General features: G+C 72.4%; 19 protein-coding genes. 3 read left to right on the top strand and 16 right to left on the bottom strand.

All coding sequences use genetic code 11. The features are described 5' to 3' along the window. Positions 1-4: 4 nt before the first annotated feature. On the bottom strand, positions 5-691 hold the full coding sequence (locus tag ABD205_RS07400) for a hypothetical protein (protein WP_344043956.1): 687 nt from the start codon (positions 689-691) through the stop codon (positions 5-7). A gap of 208 nt (positions 692-899) precedes the next feature. Continuing rightward, positions 900-1,124, bottom strand: coding sequence for a hypothetical protein (locus ABD205_RS07395; protein ID WP_344043954.1), 225 nt, complete (start codon positions 1,122-1,124; stop codon positions 900-902). Positions 1,125-1,286: 162 nt separating this feature from the next. Between ABD205_RS07395 and ABD205_RS07390 the strand changes: the two genes are divergently transcribed. Both ABD205_RS07390 and ABD205_RS07385 read left to right on the top strand, forming a co-directional pair. Further along, complete coding sequence (locus ABD205_RS07390; protein WP_344043952.1) at positions 1,287-1,571, top strand: GlsB/YeaQ/YmgE family stress response membrane protein; 285 nt, start codon at positions 1,287-1,289, stop codon at positions 1,569-1,571. A 35-nt stretch (positions 1,572-1,606) separates the two neighbouring features. Beyond that, complete coding sequence (locus ABD205_RS07385; protein WP_344043950.1) at positions 1,607-2,563, top strand: endonuclease/exonuclease/phosphatase family protein; 957 nt, start codon at positions 1,607-1,609, stop codon at positions 2,561-2,563. 227 nt (positions 2,564-2,790) lie between these two features. Here the strand turns inward: ABD205_RS07385 and ABD205_RS07380 are convergent, their stop codons facing one another. Genes ABD205_RS07380 through ABD205_RS07370 form a run of 3 tightly spaced genes read right to left on the bottom strand, consistent with a single transcriptional unit; the run spans position 2,791 to position 6,655 of the window. Then, positions 2,791-4,242, bottom strand: coding sequence for an aldehyde dehydrogenase family protein (locus ABD205_RS07380; protein ID WP_344043947.1), 1,452 nt, complete (start codon positions 4,240-4,242; stop codon positions 2,791-2,793). Between the two features lie 11 nt (positions 4,243-4,253). Further along, a complete protein-coding gene (locus ABD205_RS07375; protein ID WP_344043944.1) occupies positions 4,254-5,444 on the bottom strand; it encodes an acyl-CoA dehydrogenase family protein in 1,191 nt (396 codons plus the stop codon). Continuing rightward, entirely contained in the window at positions 5,441-6,655 is a 1,215-nt protein-coding gene (locus ABD205_RS07370) for a CaiB/BaiF CoA transferase family protein (protein WP_344043942.1), read from the bottom strand. The genes ABD205_RS07375 and ABD205_RS07370 overlap by 4 nt, the downstream gene beginning before the upstream one ends. Positions 6,656-6,736: 81 nt before the next feature. Here ABD205_RS07370 and ABD205_RS07365 point away from each other — a divergent pair, with 81 nt between their 5' ends. After that, positions 6,737-7,402 (top strand): GntR family transcriptional regulator, encoded by a 666-nt coding sequence (locus tag ABD205_RS07365; RefSeq protein ID WP_344043940.1) that lies wholly within the window; start codon positions 6,737-6,739, stop codon positions 7,400-7,402. A gap of 16 nt (positions 7,403-7,418) precedes the next feature. On the opposite strand, the gene ABD205_RS07360 is transcribed toward ABD205_RS07365, so the two are convergent. From ABD205_RS07360 to ABD205_RS07310, 11 genes are read right to left on the bottom strand one after another with little or no spacing between them, the layout of a single operon-like run. Then, positions 7,419-7,907: a nucleoside deaminase gene (locus tag ABD205_RS07360; RefSeq protein WP_344043938.1), complete on the bottom strand. Its 489-nt coding sequence runs from the start codon at positions 7,905-7,907 to the stop codon at positions 7,419-7,421. Further along, positions 7,894-8,715: a bifunctional allantoicase/(S)-ureidoglycine aminohydrolase gene (locus ABD205_RS07355; protein ID WP_344043936.1), complete on the bottom strand. Its 822-nt coding sequence runs from the start codon at positions 8,713-8,715 to the stop codon at positions 7,894-7,896. The genes ABD205_RS07360 and ABD205_RS07355 overlap by 14 nt, the downstream gene beginning before the upstream one ends. After that, the gene (gene allB / locus ABD205_RS07350) at positions 8,712-10,049 is read right to left on the bottom strand and encodes an allantoinase AllB (RefSeq protein WP_344043934.1); all 1,338 of its coding nucleotides are present in this window, start codon (positions 10,047-10,049) and stop codon (positions 8,712-8,714) included. The genes ABD205_RS07355 and allB overlap by 4 nt, the downstream gene beginning before the upstream one ends. After that, positions 10,039-10,350, bottom strand: coding sequence for a hydroxyisourate hydrolase (gene uraH, locus ABD205_RS07345; protein ID WP_344043932.1), 312 nt, complete (start codon positions 10,348-10,350; stop codon positions 10,039-10,041). The genes allB and uraH overlap by 11 nt, the downstream gene beginning before the upstream one ends. After that, positions 10,347-10,796: a 2-oxo-4-hydroxy-4-carboxy-5-ureidoimidazoline decarboxylase gene (gene uraD / locus ABD205_RS07340; protein WP_344043930.1), complete on the bottom strand. Its 450-nt coding sequence runs from the start codon at positions 10,794-10,796 to the stop codon at positions 10,347-10,349. The genes uraH and uraD overlap by 4 nt, the downstream gene beginning before the upstream one ends. Then, entirely contained in the window at positions 10,796-11,698 is a 903-nt protein-coding gene (gene pucL / locus ABD205_RS07335; RefSeq protein ID WP_344043928.1) for a factor-independent urate hydroxylase, read from the bottom strand. The genes uraD and pucL overlap by 1 nt, the downstream gene beginning before the upstream one ends. 13 nt (positions 11,699-11,711) lie before the next feature. Then, positions 11,712-12,971, bottom strand: a complete 1,260-nt coding sequence (locus ABD205_RS07330) for a DUF6986 family protein (RefSeq protein WP_344043926.1) — start codon at positions 12,969-12,971, stop codon at positions 11,712-11,714. Next, positions 12,968-15,154 carry a malate synthase G gene (locus tag ABD205_RS07325; protein WP_344043924.1) on the bottom strand — a complete coding sequence of 729 codons (2,187 nt, stop codon included), beginning with the start codon at positions 15,152-15,154 and terminating at the stop codon, positions 12,968-12,970. The genes ABD205_RS07330 and ABD205_RS07325 overlap by 4 nt, the downstream gene beginning before the upstream one ends. A 1-nt stretch (position 15,155) precedes the next feature. Then, positions 15,156-15,995 (bottom strand): xanthine dehydrogenase accessory protein XdhC, encoded by an 840-nt coding sequence (xdhC, locus tag ABD205_RS07320; protein ID WP_344043922.1) that lies wholly within the window; start codon positions 15,993-15,995, stop codon positions 15,156-15,158. After that, positions 15,992-18,337 carry a xanthine dehydrogenase molybdopterin binding subunit gene (xdhB, locus tag ABD205_RS07315; protein WP_344043920.1) on the bottom strand — a complete coding sequence of 782 codons (2,346 nt, stop codon included), beginning with the start codon at positions 18,335-18,337 and terminating at the stop codon, positions 15,992-15,994. The genes xdhC and xdhB overlap by 4 nt, the downstream gene beginning before the upstream one ends. Beyond that, a complete protein-coding gene (locus ABD205_RS07310; RefSeq protein ID WP_344043918.1) occupies positions 18,334-19,761 on the bottom strand; it encodes a xanthine dehydrogenase small subunit in 1,428 nt (475 codons plus the stop codon). Before ABD205_RS07310 ends, xdhB begins: the two co-directional genes overlap by 4 nt.

Raw genomic sequence — 19,761 nt, 5'->3', positions numbered from 1 at the left:
GTCGTCACCGCCCGCCGCGCGAGCGGGACGACGTACGCCGCGGTGCCGACCCGGACGACGAGCTCGCCGTCTTCTTGGTGGCCGTCTTCCTCGCGGCACCGGCGGTCTTCTTGGCGGGCGCCTTCGTGGCGGCGGCCTTCTTGGCCGGTGCCTTCGTGGCCGCGCCGGTCGCCTTCTTGGCAGCACCGGTCGACTTCTTGGCCGGCGCCTTCTTGGCGGCGGCCTTCTTCACGGGCGCGCGCTTCGGCTCATCGGCCTGGTCGTCGTCGTCCTGGTCGTCGGCCTGCTCGTCCTGGTCCTCGGCCTCGTCCTCGCCCTGGTCCTCGCCCTGGTCCTCGGCCTCGTCCTGGCCCTCGTCCTGGGTCTCGTCCTGGTCGTCTGCCTCGTCGGAGTCCTCGTCACGCCCGCCCTGCAAGGACTTGGTGACCGACTCGACGCGCGAGGCGACGGCCACGAGAGCCGCCTCCCGAGCGACCTGCATCAGCTGGCCGGTGAGCTGCCCCTGCAGCTTCTTGAGCTGTGGGTTGTCCTGGACCAGCTGCGCGCCCTGGGCGAGCAGCTGCTGGCGATTCGTGGCGATCTTCTGTCCGGCAAGCAGGCCGGCCAGCGTGAAGGCCAGTCGAAGCTTCTTGGTCCGTCCGAGGAGGTAGCCACCGGCTACTCCTGCAGCGATCGTCGATTTCGCAGTCATCAGTTCTTTCAGTCGCGATGCGCCCCTCCCTGAGCGCATGTCGCGACTGCCTCCCTGCAGGCGCTGTACCCGTGGTCCGCTTCGACATGCGACCTATGTCCCAGTCCGGACCCGGACCTAGGTCCCAGTTGGCCGCGACGCGGCCCTCGGACAGCCGAACGGCCCGCCGAGAGGCTCGGCGGGCCGTCGGGTGCTCTCAGCGCGTTTACTACCCGGTCAAGGCGACCAGGCGATTGATCATCGACGTGCTCGGATACATCTCGTCGGCGATCTTCTCGCACAGGATCGCCGCGTACGCGTCGATCTCGTCGGGCTCGAGCAGCTTCTCGATCACGTCGAGCATGGTGCTCGACGGATACAGATCCTGCGCGACCTTGTCCAGCAGGACGCCCAGCAACCGCTCACGAGCGTCTTCTCCACCACCGTTCGCCATCGGGCCCTCCCAGGTTCCCTCGCACGACTCAGCTCCGGGCCGCTCGGTACCCGCGTCCACACGAGGCATGCAAGTGAAGCCCCAGTGGGTACCGCGATATCGGAGGGGTGGGCAGAGCTTGCCGTCCGCCCGGCCACATTCCGGGAGACTTGGGAGGGTCTGATGGAAATCATCGGTGTGATCATCGCGGGCATCATCATCGGCTTGCTCGGCAAGTTCGTTGCGCCGGGCGACAAGGACAACATCCCGCTCTGGCTGACCGTCCTGTGCGGCATCGGCGGGGTCATCATCGGCTGGTTCATCTACACCGCGTTCGGCGGCAACGGCAGCTCGGGCATCGACTGGACGCGCTGGATCGTGGCGATCATCTGCTCGGCGGTCCTGGTCGTCATCGCCTCCACCGTGATGGGACGCAACACAGGCCACCGCGGCGTGTTCCACCACTGATCCGACCCTGCCGGGGCCGCGCCAGGAGGCACCCATTGGTCCGCATCGGCACGTGGAACCTCGAGAACCTGTTCCGCCCGGGTGACGCCTCGGGCGCACCGGAGGACCAGGTCCACTACGACGCCAAGATCGACGAGCTCGCCGCCGTCATCACGCGGCTCGGCCCGCACGTCCTCGCGGTCCAGGAGGTCGGCGATCCTCGGGCCCTCGCCGACCTCGTCACCCGTCTGCCCGGTCGCTGGCACACGGCCCTGGCGGCTCCCGACGGCCGCGGCATCCGGGTCGGGTTCGTGTCGCGGGCGGCGCTGGCGGACCTCGAGCAGGTGACCGCCTTCCCGGCGGGGCTGGGGCCGGTCCAGGTCGACGACGACGGTACGACGATCACCGCCCTCGGCCGACCCGCGCTGCGCGCCCGCGTCCACGCGGACGCCCGCGTGATCGACGTACTCGCCGTGCACCTGAAGTCCAAGCTCCTCTCCTTCCCCGGCGGTCGCTTCACGCCGCACGACGAGGACGAGCGCGCCCGGTACGCCGTCTACGCGCTGCATCGCCGGGCCGCCGAGGCAGCCGGCGTGCGCGCCTATGTGACGCGACTGCTCACCGCCGCGAACGCCGGGCCGGACGCGCCGGCCGCCGTCGTCGCCGGCGACCTCAACGACGGACCCGAGGCGGCCACGACGCAGATCCTGTTCGGCCCGCCCGGCTCGGAGATCGGCACCCCCGGATATGGCCGACCCGATGCCGGCGACGCACAGCGGCTGTGGAGCACCGCCGCCCTGATCGACGAGGCCGAGCGCTGGACCCGCGTCTACCGCGGGCGCCACGAGCTCATCGACCACGTCCTGTGCTCGGCCGCGCTGATCGGGTCCGTCACCGAGGTCACGACCGGCGCTCTGCCCCTCGAGTCGATCACCGACCAGCCCGCACAGCGACGCAACAAGCCTGCGTCCGACCACCGGCCGGTCGTCGTCGACATCGCGCCGGCCCACTGAGGGTGTTGCCGGCGTACTCCTCTCGCAAGTGTCACGGTGATGGTTGGCGCGGCCGCCGTACACCTCACACAACTATCACCGTGAACGTTGACGCGGTCGGTGACACTTCCTAGCTGTCACCCATCGCGCCAACTATCACCGTGACAGTTCGGCGGCCCCGCCCCACGCCTCGCACCTATCACCGAGACAGTTCGCGGGCCGGATGCCGCATGGGGCGTCGTGCGTCCTCAGGCGACCGGTCCCGCGGCGACGTACGCCGTCTTGACCTGGGTGAAGAACTCACGCGCCTGCTCGCCCTGCTCGCGCGGGCCGAAGGACGACGCTCCCCGACCGCCGAACGGCACGTGGAAGTCGACGCCGGCCGTGGCGAGGTTGACCATGACCATCCCGGCCTGCGCCCGGCGCCGGAAGTCGGTCGCGGCGGCGAGCGAGGTGGTGATGATGCCGGCGGCCAGGCCGTACGGCGTGTCGTTGGCGACCGCGAGGGCGTGCTCGTAGTCGTCGACCCGGATCACGGACGCCACCGGACCGAAGACCTCCTCGCGGTTGATCGGGTCGCGGGGGTCGGTGTCGAGGACGAGCGCCGGGCGCATGAAGAAGCCGGGCGTCGCCGCGCTCTCGAGCTCACCGCCGACGACCTCGCGACCGGCCGCCGCGGCCTGGGCGACGTACCGACGGTCCTGGTCCAGCTGTCGCTGGTCGACGACGGGGCCCATGTCGACGCCGTCCGCCAGCGCGTCGCCGACGTGCCACCGGCCCATCGCCTCGGTCAGGCGCTCCACGAACAGGTCGTGGATGCCGCGCGTCACGACCAGCCGTGAGGACGCCGTGCAGCGCTGGCCCGTGGAGCCGAACGCGCCGGCGAGGGCCTGGCTGACCGCGACGTCGATGTCGGCGTCGTCGAGGACGACGAGCGGGTTCTTGCCGCCCATCTCGAGCTGGGCGCGGATGCCCGCGCCGCTGGCCCGGTCCAGCACGCGCCGCCCCGTCGTCTCCGACCCGGTGAACGTGACCGCGTCGAGGTCGGGCGAGCCGGTCAGGACGTCACCGACCTCGGCGCCCCGGCCGAGCACCAGGTTGAGCACGCCGTCCGGCAGCCCGGCGCGATGCAGGATGTCGACCAGGTGCCAGGCCGACGCCGGCACCGCCTCCGCCGGCTTGAACACCACCGTGTTGCCGTAGGCGAGGGCCGGTGCGATCTTCCACGCCGGGATGGCGATGGGGAAGTTCCACGGCGCGATCACGGAGACGACTCCGACGGGCTCGCGCGTCACCGCGACCTCGATGCCCGGTCGGATCGAGTCGAGCAGCTGCCCGCTGTTGCGGACCGCCTGGCCGGCCTGGAACTGCAGGATCTGCCCGGCCCGGCGCACCTCTCCGACGGCCTCGGGGAGCGTCTTGCCCTCCTCGCGGGCCAGGATGCGGCCGAGCTCGTCGGCGCGCCGCTCGATCTCCAGCGCCGCGGCGGCCAGGATCTCGCCGCGGCGTGCGCCGGTCGTCGCCGCCCACTGCGGGGCGGCCGCGGCCGCGGCGGCGACCGCCTGCTCGGCGAGCGCCGCGTCGGCGGCACCCCACTCGGCGACGACGTCACCGGTGTTCGACGGGCTGACGTCGTGCTGGGTCGGGCCGCACTCGATGCGCTCGCCGCCGACGATGTGGGGCAGGTGTGCCGTGGTCATCGGGGCGCTCCTCAGCGGAAGGCGGGGTAGCCGGTCATGGCCTGCCCGATCGACAGGGCGTGCATCTCGGACGTGCCCTCGTAGGTCAGCACGGACTCGAGGTTGTTCATGTGCCGGATGACGGGGTATTCGAGGCTGATCCCGTTCGCGCCCAGGATCGTGCGGGCGGTGCGGCACACCTCCAGGGCCTCGCGCACGTTGTTCAGCTTGCCCAGGCTCACCTGCGCGGGCAGGAGGCCGCCCGCGTCCTTCATCCGTCCCAGGTGCAGGGCGAGCAGGGTGCCCTTGACGACCTCGAGGGTCATGTCGGCGATCTTCTGCTGCGTCAGCTGGAAGGCGGCGATCGGCTTGCCGAACTGGGTGCGCGCGTCGGCGTACGCGAGGGCGGCCTGCAGCGAGGAGCGGGCGGCACCGATCGCGCCCCACACGATCCCGAAGCGGGCCTCGTTGAGGCAGCTGAGCGGCCCGCGGAGCCCCACGACGCCCGGGAGGACGGCGTCGGCCGGGAGCCGCACCGAGTCCAGGACGAGCTCGCTCGTCACCGAGGCGCGCAGCGAGAGCTTGTGCTTGATCAGCGGCGCGCTGAAGCCGGGCGTGTCCGTCGGCACGACGAAGCCGCGGATCCCCTCGTCGGTCTGGGCCCAGACGACCGCCACCGAGGCGACCGACCCGTTGGTGATCCACATCTTGCGCGCGTCGAGGATCCAGTCGTCGCCGTCGCGCCTCGCCCGGCTCCGCATCGAGGCGGGGTCGGAGCCGGCATCGGGCTCGGTGAGGCCGAAGCAGCCGATCGCGCGTCCGGCCGCCATCTCGGGCAGCCACCGCTGCTTCTGCTCCTCCGAGCCCCAGTGGTGGATCGCGAACATCGCGAGCGAGCCCTGGACGGAGACCAGCGAGCGCAGGCCGGAGTCGGTCGCCTCGAGCTCGAGGCAGGCCAGGCCGTACTCGGTCGCGCTCATCCCCGGGCAGCCGTAGCCGTCGAGGTGCATGCCGAGCACGCCTAGGCCGCCGAGCTCGACGGCGAGCTCGCGGATCTCCGGGATCGTGCCGTCCTCGAACCAGGTGGCGACGTAGGGCTCGACACGGTCGTCGCAGAAGCGGCGTACGGCGTCGCGCACGTCGCGCTCGTCCTGGGTGAGCATCGCGTCGATGCCCGCCGGGTCGGCCGGGTTGAACGTGGCGGTGCTGCGGGCGGTGCTCATCGGTGCTCCTGTGCGGTGAGTGAGGTGGCGAGCCACTGGCGGATCTCGTCGTTGTGCTGGCCGAGGGTGGGTGGCGGGGTCGGGCGGGCGGCCGGGAAGGCCGAGTAGTGGATCGGGTGCGCGACCTGGGGCGGGCCGCCCTCGATCGCGACGAGCGGCTCGAGCCCCAGGGACGCGGCCATCTCGATGCCGTGGGCGATGTCCTTGACCTCGCCGGCGGGGACGTCGACGGCGGTCAGCCGCGCCTGCCAGTCCGCAGCCGTACGCCGGGCCAGCTGCTCCTCGAGCAGCGCGACGAGGTCGCGGCGGTGCTGGACGCGGTCGCCGTTGGAGGTGAAGCGGGGGTCCGCGGCGAGCCGCGGGACGTCCAGCACCTCGCACAGCCGCCGGAACTGGCGGTCGTTGCCGCAGGCCACGGCGAGGAGGCCGTCGGCGCAACGGAGGGTCTCGTACGGCGCGATGGACGGGTGCCGGTTTCCCATCCGGCTCGGGGACCGGCCGGTCGCCAGGTAGGCGCTGGCCTGGTTGGCGAGCGAGCCGAGCAGGCTCTGCAGGAGGCTGACCTCGACGTGCTGACCGAGGCCGGTGCTCTCGCGGTGCCGGAGCGCGGCCAGGATCCCGATCACGGCGTCCTTGCCGGTGAGCACGTCGACCAGCGCGACGCCGACCTTCTGCGGGTCCGCGTCCGCCTCGCCGGTGATGCTCATCAGGCCGCCGAGCGCCTGCACCACGAAGTCGTAGCCCGGCAGGTGTGCGCCCGCCGCGCTTCCGAAGCCGGTGATCGAGCAGTGCACCAGCCGCGGGTTGGCCGTGCGCGTCGCGACGGGGTCCAGGCCGTACTTGTCCAGCGAGCCGGCGCGGAAGTTCTCGACGAGCACGTCGGCGCGGCGTACGAGGCTCTGGGCCAGCGCGAGGTCGTCGGTGTCGCGGAGGTCCAGCGTGACGCTCTGCTTGGTCCGGTTGGCGGCCCCGAAGTAGGACGACCCGTTCGGCGTCCACGGCGGCCCCCAGTGGCGGGTGTCGTCCCCGCCGTCGGGGTGCTCGACCTTCACCACCGTCGCGCCCAGGTCGGCCAGCGTCATGGTCGCCAGCGGGCCGGCGAGCACGCGGCTGAAGTCGGCCACCACCACGCCGTCCAGCGGGCGGCCCGCAGGTGCTGCGTCATCGAGGTGCACTGCGTCATCGAAGTGCATGGCGTCGTCGAGGTGCATGGCGTCCTTTCGTCGCCCGTAGAATCTTATAAATTCTAAGATCCGTCAACCGGGGCTCTTCTACGGATACGCTGTGCGCCGATGAACGGTCAGCCCCCGACTCCCGCGCGCCGCGCCACGGCGCAGCAGATCGCCCTGCAGCACATCCGCGAGCTGCTCGCGAGCGGACACCTGAAGCCGGACGACCGGATCCGTCAGGAGCAGCTCGCCGCCGAGCTCGGCACCAGCGTCATCCCGGTGCGGGAGGCACTCAAGACGCTCGAGGCGGAGGGGCAGCTGCGCTACGCCCCTCACCGCGGCTACCAGGTGACGAGGCTGAGCCTGGAGGAGCTGTCCGAGACCTACCTGATCCGGCGCCTGCTCGAGGACGAGATCGTCCGCATCGCGGCCCCGTTGATCGACGAGGAGCTGTACGCCGAGCTCGACCGGCTCATGGACGCCATGGAGGCGGCCAGCGCGGCCGGCGACACCCTGGCGATGATCGGGGCCAACCGCGACTTCCACTTCGCGATCTTCGGCGCGGCCCGTCATCCGCGGATGGAGGACCTCATCCGCATGCTGTGGCAGAGCACGGACGCCTACCGGTCGGTCTACTACACCGACCCGCACGCGAGGGTCCGGGTCAACCACGAGCACCGCAGCATCGTCGACGCGCTGCGGAGCGGGGACGTCGACCGGGCCGTGTTGGAGCTGGACGAGCACCGCGGACATGCCATCGCGGCCCTGACCGAGCGCCTGGACGACTGAGCCGGGCCCGGACCGCCTAGTACTCCGTCCGGCCGTCGTGCCGCAGCCACGCCTCGAACGGCGCCGTCGGGCGCGGGAGGGCCAGCGTCTCGATGCGGGTGGCCCACGTCGAGCGATCCCGGGCGAACAGCTCGTAGAACTCACGGTCGTCGAACCCGCCGTCGGCCGCGTCGTTGCGGTCCGCTGCATAGACGATCCGGTCCAGGCGTGCCCACAGCGACGACGCGAGGCACATGGGGCACGGCTCACAGGAGGTGTAGAGCGTGCACCCGGCCAGGGAGAAGTCGCCGAGCGCCTTGCCGGCCGCCCGGATCGCCTGCACCTCGGCGTGGGCGGTCGGGTCGAGGTCCGCGGTCACCCTGTTCTGGCCCGACGCGACCAGCGAGCCGTCCCGGACGATGACCGCGCCGAACGGGCCGCCGCCCTCCGCCACGTTGGCGACCGCCAGGTCGACGGCCTGCTGCAGCCAGTCCTGGTCGTTCGCTGGGAGGTCAGAGCCCGACATGGCGATTCACATCCTTGTAGAGGAGGTAACGGAAGCGTCCCGGACCGCCGGCGTAGCAGGCCTGCGGGCAGAACGCGCGCAGCCACATGAAGTCCCCCGCCTCGACCTCGATCCAGTCGCGGTTGAGCAGGTAGACGGCCTTGCCCTCCAGCACGTAGAGCCCGTGCTCCATCACGTGCGTCTCCGGGAACGGGATCGCGCCACCCGGCTCGAAGGTCACGATGTTGACGTGCATGTCGTGGCGCAGGTCCGCCGTGTCGACGAACCGCGTGGTCGACCAGACGCCGTCGGTGCCCGGCATGTCGATCGGGGTGACGTCCTGCTCGCGGGTCACGAAGGCCTCGGGCACGTCGAGCCCGTCGACCCACTGGTAGCGCTTGCGGATCCAGTGGAAGGCGCCCGTCGCCGTGCCGCGGTTGTGCAGCGTCCAGGCCGCACCGGGCGGCAGGTAGGCGTAGCCGCCGGGCGCGATCTCGTGCTCGGCGCCGTCGATCGTGAGGACGAGCGTCCCGCCGACGACGAACAGCACCGCCTCGGCGCCGGGATCCGTCTCGGGAGCGTCCGAGCCGCCGCCGGGCGACACCTCGACGACGTACTGGCTGAACGTCTCGGCGAAGCCGGACAACGGGCGGGCCAGCACCCACAGCCGGGTCTGCGTCCAGGCCGGCAGGTAGGAGGCGGTGATGTCGCTGAGCGTGCGCGCCGGGATAACGGCGTACGCCTCCGTGAACGTGGCCCGATCCGTCGTGAGGGCGGTCTGTGGCGGGAGGCCGCCCGCCGGCACGTGGTAGGCGCTCTGGTCGGTCATCGGCGACCTCTCCTCAGTAGTTGTCCGCCAGGCTCGCGGTCGGCTGTCGGGACGCCGCGGAGCCAGGTCTGCCGGACGGCCCCCCGGAGGGACCGGCCGGCGTAGGCGGAGATCGGGTTCCGATGATGCAGGGCGGAGACGTCGACCGTGAAGGTCTCCTCCGGGGCGAACCGGACCAGGTCCGCATCCGCCCCGACCGCGATCCTCCCCTTGTGCCCGAGGCCGACGCGTCGCGCCGGCGCCTCGGCCATCCAGCGCACGACGTCCACCAACGTGTGGCCGTGTGCGCGAGCGCCGGTCCAGACCGCCGGGAGTCCGAGCTGCAGGGAGGCGATCCCGCCCCACGCCTGCCCGAAGTCGCCGCCGCCGCGCCGCTTGAGGTCCGGCGTGCAGGGCGAGTGGTCCGAGACGACGAAGTCCACGTCGGATGCGGCCAGCGCGGCCCAGAGGGCCTCCCGGTTCGCCGCGCCGCGGATGGGCGGACAGCACTTGAGCTCGGTGGCGCCGTCGGGGATGTGCTCGGCGTCGAAGGTCAGGTAGTGCGGGCACGTCTCGACGCTCACGTCGACGCCGGCGGCCCGCGCCGCGCGCAGTGCGGGTACGGCGCCGGCGCTGCTCAGGTGGACGACGTGCGCCCGACCGCCGGTCTCGCGGGCCTGCGCGATGACGAGCTCGATCGCGGCACCCTCCGCCTCGGGCGGTCGCGACGCGAGGAAGCCCGCGTAGCTGGCGCCCCGCAGCGCGCCGTCGTCGAGGAGGCGGCCGTCCTCGGCGTGCACGATGAGGAGCGCGCCGAGACGGGCGGTCTCCTTCATGGCGAGTGCGAACGCCGGCGGCTCCAGGTGCCCGAACTCCTCGACCCCGGAGTCGAGCAGGAAGCACTTGAACCCGAAGACGCCGGCCCCGTGCATCGGCTCCAGGTCGGCGAGGTTGCCGGGCACGGCGCCGCCCCAGAAGCCGACGTCGACGTGGACGCGCCCACGGGCGACGTCCTGCTTCGTCCGCAGGTGGGCGACCGTGGTGGTGGGTGGGATCGAGTTGAGCGGCATGTCGAGGATCGTGGTGACGCCCCCCGACGCGGCAGCCCGGGTGGCGGTCGCGAAGCCCTCCCACTCCGTGCGACCAGGCTCGTTGACGTGGACGTGGGTGTCGACCAGGCCGGGCAGCAGCACCTCGTCGTCCTCGAGCGTCACCGTCTCTCGCGCCGGCGGAGCGTCGTCGAGCGCGGTGAGGGCGGCGATGCGCCCGTCTCGTACGCCGACCGCGGCCGGCACCTCGCGGCCGTCCACGACCGCCCGGCGGGCGCGGACGACGAGGTCGAGCTCAGCTGCCACGGTATGTCGAGTAGCCGAAGGGGCTGAGGAGCAGCGGCACGTGGTAGTGCTCGCCGGGGTCGGCGACGGTGAAGGTCACCACGACCTCGGGGTAGAAGCCGTCGACGTAGGACCCCGTGTCGAAGCGGAGCGCGTAGTCGCCTGGCTCCAGCCGATCCGGGCCGAGGCCGCCGACCCGCCCGTCCGCGTCGGTCGCCGCCTCCCCCAGCAGCCGGCCGTCGCGGGTCTCGAGGCGGACCGCCACGCCCGCGGCCGGCCGGCCCGACGCGGTGTCGAGGACGTGGGTGGAGAGCGTGCTCACAGGGCCTGCTCCAATCTGAGAAGAGCGATCTCTCGCAGGTTGTCGACGGTCTCGGCGCGCTCGGTCGCGTCGTCGTTGCGGAGACGGCGGTCCAGCTCGGCGAGGACCTGCTCGGCGTCCCGGCCAGCCGCCCGGATCAGGAAGACGCGGTCGAAGCGCTGCTCGTAGGCGGCGTTGCCGGCCGCCAGCCGGGCCGCGACGTCGCCGACGCTCGGGTCGACCCCGGACTGCTCCCGCGTCGACTGCGCTCCGCCGCGCTCGCCGATCCGGGGATGCCCCGAGAGGGCCTGGTCGAGCTCGCCGTCGGTGAGCTCCCGGGCCGCAGTGTCGGCTGCGTGGAGGAGGGCCTGACGGTCGGCGTAGGGCTGCGCGACCAGGATCTCGTCGGCCCAGCGCGGGACCGACAGGCAGGCGAGCAGCGTCTCGCGCGCCACCGTGACGCCCATCAGCAGAACCCCGGCACGGCCAGCCAGGCGTCGCCGGCGGGTGGGGCGTCGGCGCGGGTGACCTCGGCCTCGATGAGCCCGTAGGGCCGGTCCGCGGCGATGAAGACCTCGCCGTCGTTGGTCAGCCCGCCCACCCCGAACCCGCTGAAGTCGACGAGGAAGTGGTGCTTGTTGGGCGCCGAGAACCGCACCTCGGCAAGGTCGGGCCGGCTCTCGAGGAGCGCTGTCCCCATGGCGTACAGCGTCTCCTGGAGCGCCCGGGAGTAGGTGCCCGCGAACGTCCGCAGCAGGATGTCGAGCGCGTCGGCGTACGACGCATTCCAGTCGACGCCTGCCCAGTCGACGCCCTCCGCGGTGGTGTGCCGCCAGCGGGCGACCAGGGAGGTGGCGAGGATGCGGTCGTCGGCCTCGGCGAGGGTCGTGAACTCGTCCTTGAGGAAGCCCTTGAACTCGGAGTCGGTGGAGTTCAGCACGACCAGGTCGCGGACGCCGGAGATGACGTGGACGCCGGCGCGCGTCACGGTCACGACGGCGGTGTGGACTGCACCGCCGCGGCGTACGAACGAGTGGTCGCCCAGCCGGTCCCAGGCGTACTCCTCCACGCGCACCTGCGCCTGGTCGGCGGCCGGGGTCGCCTCCAGGAGTCGGCCGCCCAGCGCGATCGCGTAGTCCTCGATCGAGTCGACGCCGTGGATCTTGGCGTAGGCGAACGCGGTGTTCTTCTGCGTGTCGGTCGGGAGCACCTGGGACTGGTCGCCGGTGATGTGCGCGGCCGCGAAGTCGCCGCGCAGCGACGTCGACACGTTGAGGTCGCGGATCTCGTGACGGGCGGTGTCGCGCACGATCCGGACGACGCGGCTCTCCGCCTTGCCGTACTGGTTGGCTCCCAGGATGGGCGTCATGACGGGGTGCTCCTCACGCTGTCGTGGGCCGGTTGTAGTGGGCCAGGGCCTGCAAGGACTCCGCCCCGAGTGACGTGGCGCTGACGATCTCCGTCTCGTCGACGGCGCCGCAGTCCACGCCACGCAGGAGGTACGCCGCCAGGGCGCGCGCGGTCGCGGGCTCGTCCGCGATGCCGCCCGTCGTGTGGCGGGTGTAGTCGGCCAGCCGGGTGAGCGCCCGGGGCAGCCCCTCGCGGTAGAAGGCGTACGTCGCTGCGTAGCGGGTCGGCAGCTGCGCCGGGTGGAGGTCCCACCCCTGGTAGAAGCCCCGCTCCAGCGACCGCCGGACCAGCCGGTGGTGGTTCGACCAGGCCGCCTCGATGTCGGCGGCGTCGCCGACCGGCAGCACGTTGGTCGAGCCGTCGGAGAGGCGCACGCCCGTGCCCGCGGCGGCTGCCTGCATGACCAGCTTGGCGTGGTCGGCGACGGGGTGCTCCAGCGACTGCTGCTCGGCGGCGATCCCGCAGAAGGCCGAGTAGTCGTAGGTGCCGTAGTGCAGGCCGGTCAGCCGGTGACCGGCCGCGTGCACCATCCGCGCGACGAGCGCGGTGCCGTCCGGGCCGAGGATCGACTGCGGCGTCTCGACCTGGATCTCGAACCGCAGCGTGCCCTCCGCCAGCCCCAGCTCGCCCTCGAGCACGCCGCAGGCATGCAGCATGGCCTCGACCTGGTCGACGCTGGTGACCTTCGGCAGCGTGACCACCCAGCCGTCCAGCCCCGCGCCGTGGTCCACCAGGGTCGCGACGAACGCGGTGAGCGTCCGGATCGCACGACGCCGGGTCGCCGGCTCGAGGCACTTGATGCGGATGCCGCCGAACGGCGCGGCGCGCCCGGACAGCCGGCTCGCGGCCAGCGCGGTCGCGGCCCGGAGCACGTCGGCGTCCTCGTCGGCGTCGCCCTTGCCGACGTATCCGTCCTCGAAGTCGATCCTGAGGTCCTCGACCGGCTCGCTCGCGAGCTTGGCACGCACCCGGTCGACGATGTCGGCGTCGCCCACGACGGCGGCGAAGGCCTCGGCGTGCTCCTCGATGCTCTGCCGTGCGGCGGCGCCGTAGCGGCCGACCAGGTCCTCCTCGTAGCGGTCGGCCGGCACGTAGACCGTGTGCACGGGCTGCCTCCCGGGTCGCGCCCCCGGGTAGCCGGCGGCCAGGGCCGCGTCCGCCGCCGCCAGCCGCGCGTCCAGCTGCGCGGTCAGGCGCTCGGCGACACCGTCGACATCTGCTCGCCGCGTCACTCCTGGGCCGACTTCCGGGTGGCCTTCTTGGCGCGACGGCTGCGGTGCAGGATCGGCTCGGTGTAGCCGGACGGCTGCTCGAGACCCTGGAGGACCAGGTCGCGCGCCGCCCCGAACGCCTCGTCGTCGTACGCCGGAGCCATCGGCGCGTAGCCGAAGCCCGCGTTCTGCCGGTCGACGACCTCGGCCATCCGCTCGAAGGCGGCCTCGACCTCCTCGGCGGTGACGACGCCGTGGTGCAGCCAGTTGGCCACGTGCTGGGACGAGATGCGGCAGGTGGCGCGGTCCTCCATCAGGGCGGTGCCGTGGATGTCGGGGACCTTCGAGCAGCCGATGCCGTCGTCGATCCAGCGCTTCACGTAGCCGAGGATGCCCTGGAGGTTGTTCTCGACCTCGGCGGTGCGCTCCTCGTCCGTCCAGTCGGTGCTCGCGGCCAGCGGGACGGTGAGCAGCTGTTCGAGACTCGTCCGGCGTCCCCCGGACAGCTCGCGCTGGCGGGCGGCGACGTCGACCCGGTGGTAGTGGAGCGCGTGCAGCGTGGCCGCCGTCGGCGACGGCACCCAGGCACACGAGGCTCCGGCGAGCGGGTGGTTGACCTTCTGCTCGAGCATGGCGGCCATCTCGTCGGGCATGGCCCACATGCCCTTGCCGATCTGCGCCCTGCCCTGGAAGCCGCACTCGAGCCCGATGTCGACGTTCTGGGCCTCGTACGCGCTGATCCATGCGGTCGACTTCATCTCGCCCTTGCGGATCATCGCGCCACCCAGCATGGAGGTGTGGAGCTCGTCGCCGGTTCGGTCGAGGAAGCCGGTGTTGATGAACGCGACCCGGTCACGGGCAGCGTGGATGCACGCCTTGAGGTTCGCCGACGTGCGGCGCTCCTCGTCCATGATCCCCAGCTTGATGGTGAAGCGGTCGAGGCCGAGGAGGTCCTCGACCCGGGCGAAGAGCTCGTCGGTGAACGCCACCTCGAGGGGTCCGTGCATCTTCGGCTTCACGGCATACATGGAGCCGGCCCGGGAGTTGGTCAGGTCGCCGCGTCGCTGCAGGTCCACCAGGCTGCCCAGCGCGGTCAGCACGGCGTCGAGGATGCCTTCCGGGATCTCCTGCCCGCCCTTGTCCAGCACGGCGTCGGTGGTCATCAGGAGGCCGACCTGCCGGACGAACAGCAGCGCGCGCCCGGGCAGGACGACCTGACCAGCCGGGCCGTCGTAGACCCGGTCCGGCTCGAGCCGGCGCGTGAAGGTCCGGCCGTCCTTCGCCACCGTCGCGGTGAGGCTGCCCTGCATGAGGCGCAGCCAGTTGCGGTAGCCGTCGACCTTGTCGTAGGCGTCGACGGCGGCGACCGAGTCCTCGAGATCCATGATCGTGGAGACCGCGGCCTCGACCAGCAGGTCCTTCACCCCGGCCGGGTCGTCCTTGCCGATCGGGTCGGCGCGGTCGACCTGGATCTCGACGTGCAGGCCGTGGTGGACGAGCAGCACCGCGTCCGGTCGGGCCGGGTCACCGCGGTGCCCGACGTACTGCTGCGGGTCGACGAGCCCGGTGGTGGTGTCCTCGAGCTCGACAACCACGGCGCCGCCTGAGACCGCGTAGCTCCGGGCGTCGGCATGGCTTCCGCTCGCCAGTGGGAAGTGGGCGTCGAGGAGGGCGCGAGCACGCGCGATGACCTCGGCCCCGCGGATCGGGTTGTAGGAGGCGCCCTTCTCCGCGCCGCCCGTCTCCGGCACGACGTCGGTCCCGTAGAGCGCGTCGTAGAGCGAGCCCCAGCGCGCGTTGGCGGCGTTGGCGGCGAACCTCGCGTTGAGCAGCGGTACGACGAGCTGGGGTCCGGCCTGGACGGCGACCTCAGGGTCGACGTTCGACGTCCGGATCTGGAAGTCGCCGGGCTCGTCGGTCAGGTAGCCGAGGTCGCGCAGCAGCTGCTCGTACGCCGCATGGTCGGCGATCGGCCCCGGGTGGGCGGTGTGCCAGTCGTCGAGCTGACGTTGCAGCTCGTCGCGGCGCGCCAGGAGGTCCCGGTTGCGCGGCGCGAAGTCGTCGACGATCGCCTCGAAGCCGGCCCAGAACTCGCGCTCGTCGATCCCCGATCCGGGCAGCGCCTCGTCGCGGACGAAGTCGTGGAGCACCCTGGCCACCGCCAGGCCGCCGACGGCGACGCGGCTCGCGTCCGTTGCTGGCATCTCAGTCCTCTTCTGCCGGGGCGAGCCCGACCGATGTCGGGGCCTCAACAGAGGTGAGCCAAGCAGCCGCCACCGACAGGGCGATGGCGGCCGGCTCCTTGCTGGTCGTGAGCCCGGGGAGCCCGATCGGGGTCACGACGCGGTCGAGCTCCTCGGCGGTGAAGCCGGCGGCGGCGAGCTTCGAGCGGAAGCGCGTCCACTTGGCCGAGGACCCGATCAGTCCGATCGACCCGAGGTGGCGACAGCGCAGCGCGGCGTCGACGATCGCGAGGTCCTCGGCGTGGTCGTGGGTGAGCACGAGGACGCTCGTGCCCCGCGGCAGCTCGGAGAGCACCAGCTCGGGGATCACGGGCACGTGGTGCGCGTGCACGGTGGCGACCGCGTCGTCCAGCGGCCCGAGCAGGTCAGAGCTCAGCTGCGCCTCCCGGGAGTCGACCAGGTGCAGCTCGACGTCGTGGCGGGCCAGGATCCGGGCGAGCTCGAGGCCGACGTGGCCCAGACCGAAGACCGCGATCGACGGGACCACGGGGAGCGGCTCGAGCAGCACGGTGACCTCGCCGCCACAGCACTGCACGCCGTGCTGGATCGGCGCCTTGTCCGAGAGCGACGCCGTGAACGTCGTCGGCGCCGTCGACTCGGACTCCAGCAGCGCGCGGGCGCGCCGGATCGCCTCCTCCTCGACGTTGCCGCCGCCGATGCTCGCCCAGGTCCGGGCCGCGGAGACGACCATCTTCGCGCCGGCCTCGCGCGGCGCGTGGCCGCGCACCTCGGTCACGGTGACGAGTACGCCGGGCTCGCGGGCCGCTCGCAGGGCCCGCACCGCCTCGATCCAGGTGCTCACGGCGTCGCCCCCGCCCCATCACGAGGCGCCGCACGGAGGGCGTCACGTGCCGCGGACAACGCCCAGTAGACCGCCTCCGGGGTCGCGGGCGCCGCGAGCTCGACCGGTCGGCCGCGCGGCCCGAAGGCCCCGCACGCGTCGCGGAGCGCCTCACGGACGCTGAACGCCAGCATCAGCGGCGGCTCGCCGACGGCCTTGGAGCCGTAGACGACGCCGTCCTCGTGCGCCCGCTCGAGCAGGGCGACGTTGAGCTCGGTCGGCATCTCCGAGAAGGACGGCAGCTTGTAGGTCGAGGCCGAGTCGGTCGTGAGCCGGCCGCGCCCCGGGCCGTCGGACTCGTCCCACCGCAGGTCCTCCAGCGTCAGCCAGCCGACGCCCTGCACGAAGCCGCCCTCGATCTGCCCGATGTCGATCAGCGGCGACAGCGAGTCGCCGACGTCGTGGACGATGTCGACCCGGCGGGTCGCGTAGGCACCGGTGAAGCCGTCCACCTCGACCTCGGCGGCGGCGACGCCGTACGCGAAGTACTTGAACGGCGTCCCGCGCACCGCCGCGGGGTCCCAGCTCAGCCCCGGCGTCGCGAAGTAGCCGGCCGCCCACAGCTGGACACGCGCGAAGTACGCGGCCGAGACGACCTCCTCCCAGGACGCGTCCGGCTTCCCGTCGGCCAGGAGGGCGGCGCGGACGGGCGCGAGCCGCTCGATGATCTGGTCGCAGGCGTTCTTGACCGCGCCGCCGTTGAGGTCGGACGCGGAGGACGCGGCGGTGGCGGAGGTGTTCGGGACCTTGTCGGTGCGGGTCGGGGCGAGGCGGACCTTCGACATCGGCACGCCGAGGGCCGTCGCCGCCACCTGGAGCATCTTGGTGTGCAGCCCCTGGCCCATCTCGGTGCCACCGTGGTTGATCAGCACCGAGCCGTCCTTGTAGACGTGCACCAGCGCGCCCGCCTGGTTGAACGCCGTGAAGTTGAACGAGATGCCGAACTTCACCGGCGTGATCGCGAGCCCGCGCTTGCGGTGCGGGTGGGCCGCGTTCCACTCGTCGACCTGCGCCCGGCGGGCGTCCAGCGAGGCCGTCTCGGTGACCTGGTCCCACGCGTCGGCCAGCCGGTGCGGGTGGCGGACCACCTGGCCGTACGGCGTGGCCTGTCCCTCGACGTAGAAGTTGCGCCTGCGCAGCTCCGCCGGCGCGATCCCGAGGACGGGCGCGCACCGGCCGATGATGTCCTCGATCACCAGCATCCCCTGGGGGCCGCCGAAGCCCCGGAACGCGGTCTGGGAGGTCTTGTTGGTCTTCGCGATGCGACCGTGGACAGTGATGTCGGGGATCCAGTAGGCGTTCTCGACGTGGCACAGCGCCCGCGAGAGCACCGGCTCCGAGAGGTCCAGGCTCCAGCCTCCGTCGGAGGTCAGCGTCGCCTCGAGGCCGGTGAGGAGCCCGTCGTCGTCGAAGCCGACCCGCCACGTCGCGTGGAAGCCGTGTCGCTTGCCCGTCATCGTCATGTCCTGCGCGCGGCTGAGCCGCAGCCGGACTGGTCGGCCGGTGAGGGTGGCGCCGAGCGCGGCGACGGCCGCCAGCCCGTGCGGCTGCATCTCCTTGCCGCCGAAGCCGCCGCCCATCCGCAGGCACTGGACGGTGACGTGGTGGCTGGACAGGCCCAGCACGTGGGCGACGATCTCCTGGGTCTCGGTCGGGTGCTGGGTGCTGGACTGGACGAAGATCTGGCCGTTCTCGTCGACGTACGCCAGCGAGCTGTGCGTCTCCAGGTAGAAGTGCTCCTGCCCGGCGCAGGTCGTCACGCCCTCGAAGACGTGCGTCGCGCGGGCGAGCCCCGCCGCCGAATCCCCGCGCGCCAGCGTGGGCTGTGCACCCTGGAAGCTGCCCGCCTCGATCGCCTCCTCGACGGTGACAAGTGATGGCAGCTCGCTGTGCTCGACGACCACCGCCGCGGCACCGCGGCGGGCGGCCTCGAGCGTCTCGCCGAGCACCCAGCAGACGGCGTGGCCGTGATACATGACCTCGGTCGGGAAGAGCGGCTCGTCGTGCTTGACCCCGGCATCGTTGACGCCGGGCACGTCGGCCGCGGTCAGCACGCGTACGACGCCCGGGACGTCGTACGCCGGGGAGACGTCGAGCCTCGTCACGAGCGCGTGCGCCGCTCGCACCTGGACGGGGTGCGCGTGCAGCACGTCGCCCGTCCGGCCGACGAGGTCGTCGGTGTAGAGCGCCTGGCCGGTGACGTGCAGGGCCGCGGCCTCGTGGTGCAGCGACTCCCCGACAACCGCGTCGTCGGGCCGGCGCGACAGCGGGCTGGTCGTGATCGGCTCGGTGGTGGTGGTCATGCCGTCACCTCGTCGAAGAGCTTGCGCAGCGACTGGCCGAGCATCGCCCTGCGGTAGTCGGCGCTGGCGCGCTGGTCGGAGATCGGCGTGCCCTCCCCCGCCATGACGGCGGCGGCCTCCTCGACGGTCTCCGCGGTCCAGGGCCGGCCCTCGAGAGCCGCCTCCGTGGCGAGCGCTCGCAGGGGCGTCGCGGCGACGCCGCCGAGCCCGATGCGAGCCTTGCGGACGACGCCCCCGGCGACGTCGATGGCGAACGCGACCGCCACGGACGAGATGTCGTCGAAGCGTCGCTTGGCGATCTTGTGGAACCCGGTGACGGCGCTCGCCGGCAGTGGCACCACGACCTCGGCGATCAGCTCGCCGGGCTCGCGCACCGACTCGCGGTAGCCGGTGAAGTAGTCCGCGAGGGGCACGGTCCGCTCCCTCGCCGAGGAGATCAGGACGAGGGAGGCGTCGAGGGCGAGCAGCACCGGCGGGGCGTCGCCGATCGGCGACCCGGTGCCGAGGTTGCCGCCGAGGGTCGCGCTGTTGCGGATCAGTGGGGAGCCGAACTGGGGCAGCAGCGCGCTGACCAGCGGCAGTCGCCCGTCCAGCCGGCGCCCGATCTCGGTCAGGGTCAGGGCGGCGCCGATGCGTACCTCCTCGGCTCCGACCGAGAAGCGGCGTAGCTCCGGGAGCCGGTCGACGGCCACGACCAGCGGCACACGACGTCCCCGCAGGTTGACCTCGACGCCCCAGTCGGTGCTGCCCGCGACGACGACGGCGTCGTTGTGCTCGAGCAGGAGCTGGAGTGCGTCGGCGAGGCTGGCCGGCCTCAGGTACGCCGACTCGTGGTCGCTCAGCCGGGTCCGCGCCGGTGCGGGTGGGGCGGCCGCGCGCCGGAGGGCGAGGGGGTCGTCGGCGCCCGGGAACCCGAGCGCGTACGCGGCGTCCCTGATCGGTCGATAACCCGTGCACCGGCACAGGTTGCCGCTCACCGAGTGCAGGTCGAAGCCGTTCTCACCCTGGTCGTCGTGGGGCCCCGTCCCGTTGGTCGCCGCCCGGCCCGAGCGGTAGAACTCCGCCGCCATCGAGCAGACGAACCCAGGCGTGCAGTAGCCGCACTGGGAGCCGCCACGCACCGCCATCTCGTGCTGCACCGGGTGCAGGGCGTCGGGGGCGCCGAGCCCCTCCGCGGTCACGACCTCCTGACCGTCGAGAGCGGCGGCGGGGACGAGGCAGGAGTTGACCGCGGTCCACTCGGTGGCGTCCGACCCGTCCGGCGCCGGCCGGGCGACCATGACCGAGCAGGCGCCGCACTCGCCCTCGGCGCAGCCCTCCTTGGCGCCCGTCAGGCCGCAGCCGCGCAGGAAGTCCAGCGCGCTGGTGGACGGCGGCACCCCGTCGAGGCCCCGCGGCTCACCGTTGACCACGATCTGGGCCAT

The sequence above is a fragment of the Nocardioides panacihumi genome (genome assembly GCF_039530925.1).
Lineage (GTDB): Bacteria > Actinomycetota > Actinomycetes > Propionibacteriales > Nocardioidaceae > Nocardioides > Nocardioides panacihumi.
The sequence above is the reverse complement of the archived record's forward strand: the minus strand, read 5'-3'. Positions and strand labels throughout refer to the sequence as shown.

Excerpts from the sequence above, each read along its gene's own strand:
- ABD205_RS07390 (WP_344043952.1), top strand. The coding sequence starts at position 1,287 with ATGGAAATCATCGGTGTGATCATCGCGGGCATCATCATCGGCTTGCTC.
- ABD205_RS07355 (WP_344043936.1), bottom strand. The coding sequence starts at position 8,715 with ATGACCGACCAGAGCGCCTACCACGTGCCGGCGGGCGGCCTCCCGCCA.
- ABD205_RS07325 (WP_344043924.1), bottom strand. The coding sequence starts at position 15,154 with ATGCCAGCAACGGACGCGAGCCGCGTCGCCGTCGGCGGCCTGGCGGTG.
- pucL (WP_344043928.1), bottom strand. The coding sequence starts at position 11,698 with ATGACGCCCATCCTGGGAGCCAACCAGTACGGCAAGGCGGAGAGCCGC.
- ABD205_RS07370 (WP_344043942.1), bottom strand. The coding sequence starts at position 6,655 with ATGCACCTCGACGACGCCATGCACTTCGATGACGCAGTGCACCTCGAT.
- ABD205_RS07310 (WP_344043918.1), bottom strand. The coding sequence starts at position 19,761 with ATGGCCCAGATCGTGGTCAACGGTGAGCCGCGGGGCCTCGACGGGGTG.
- ABD205_RS07380 (WP_344043947.1), bottom strand. The coding sequence starts at position 4,242 with ATGACCACGGCACACCTGCCCCACATCGTCGGCGGCGAGCGCATCGAG.
- ABD205_RS07400 (WP_344043956.1), bottom strand. The coding sequence starts at position 691 with ATGACTGCGAAATCGACGATCGCTGCAGGAGTAGCCGGTGGCTACCTC.
- ABD205_RS07360 (WP_344043938.1), bottom strand. The coding sequence starts at position 7,907 with ATGTCGGGCTCTGACCTCCCAGCGAACGACCAGGACTGGCTGCAGCAG.
- xdhB (WP_344043920.1), bottom strand. The coding sequence starts at position 18,337 with ATGACCACCACCACCGAGCCGATCACGACCAGCCCGCTGTCGCGCCGG.
- ABD205_RS07365 (WP_344043940.1), top strand. The coding sequence starts at position 6,737 with ATGAACGGTCAGCCCCCGACTCCCGCGCGCCGCGCCACGGCGCAGCAG.
- uraD (WP_344043930.1), bottom strand. The coding sequence starts at position 10,796 with ATGGGCGTCACGGTGGCGCGCGAGACGCTGCTCGCCTGCCTGTCGGTC.
- ABD205_RS07395 (WP_344043954.1), bottom strand. The coding sequence starts at position 1,124 with ATGGCGAACGGTGGTGGAGAAGACGCTCGTGAGCGGTTGCTGGGCGTC.
- ABD205_RS07375 (WP_344043944.1), bottom strand. The coding sequence starts at position 5,444 with ATGAGCACCGCCCGCAGCACCGCCACGTTCAACCCGGCCGACCCGGCG.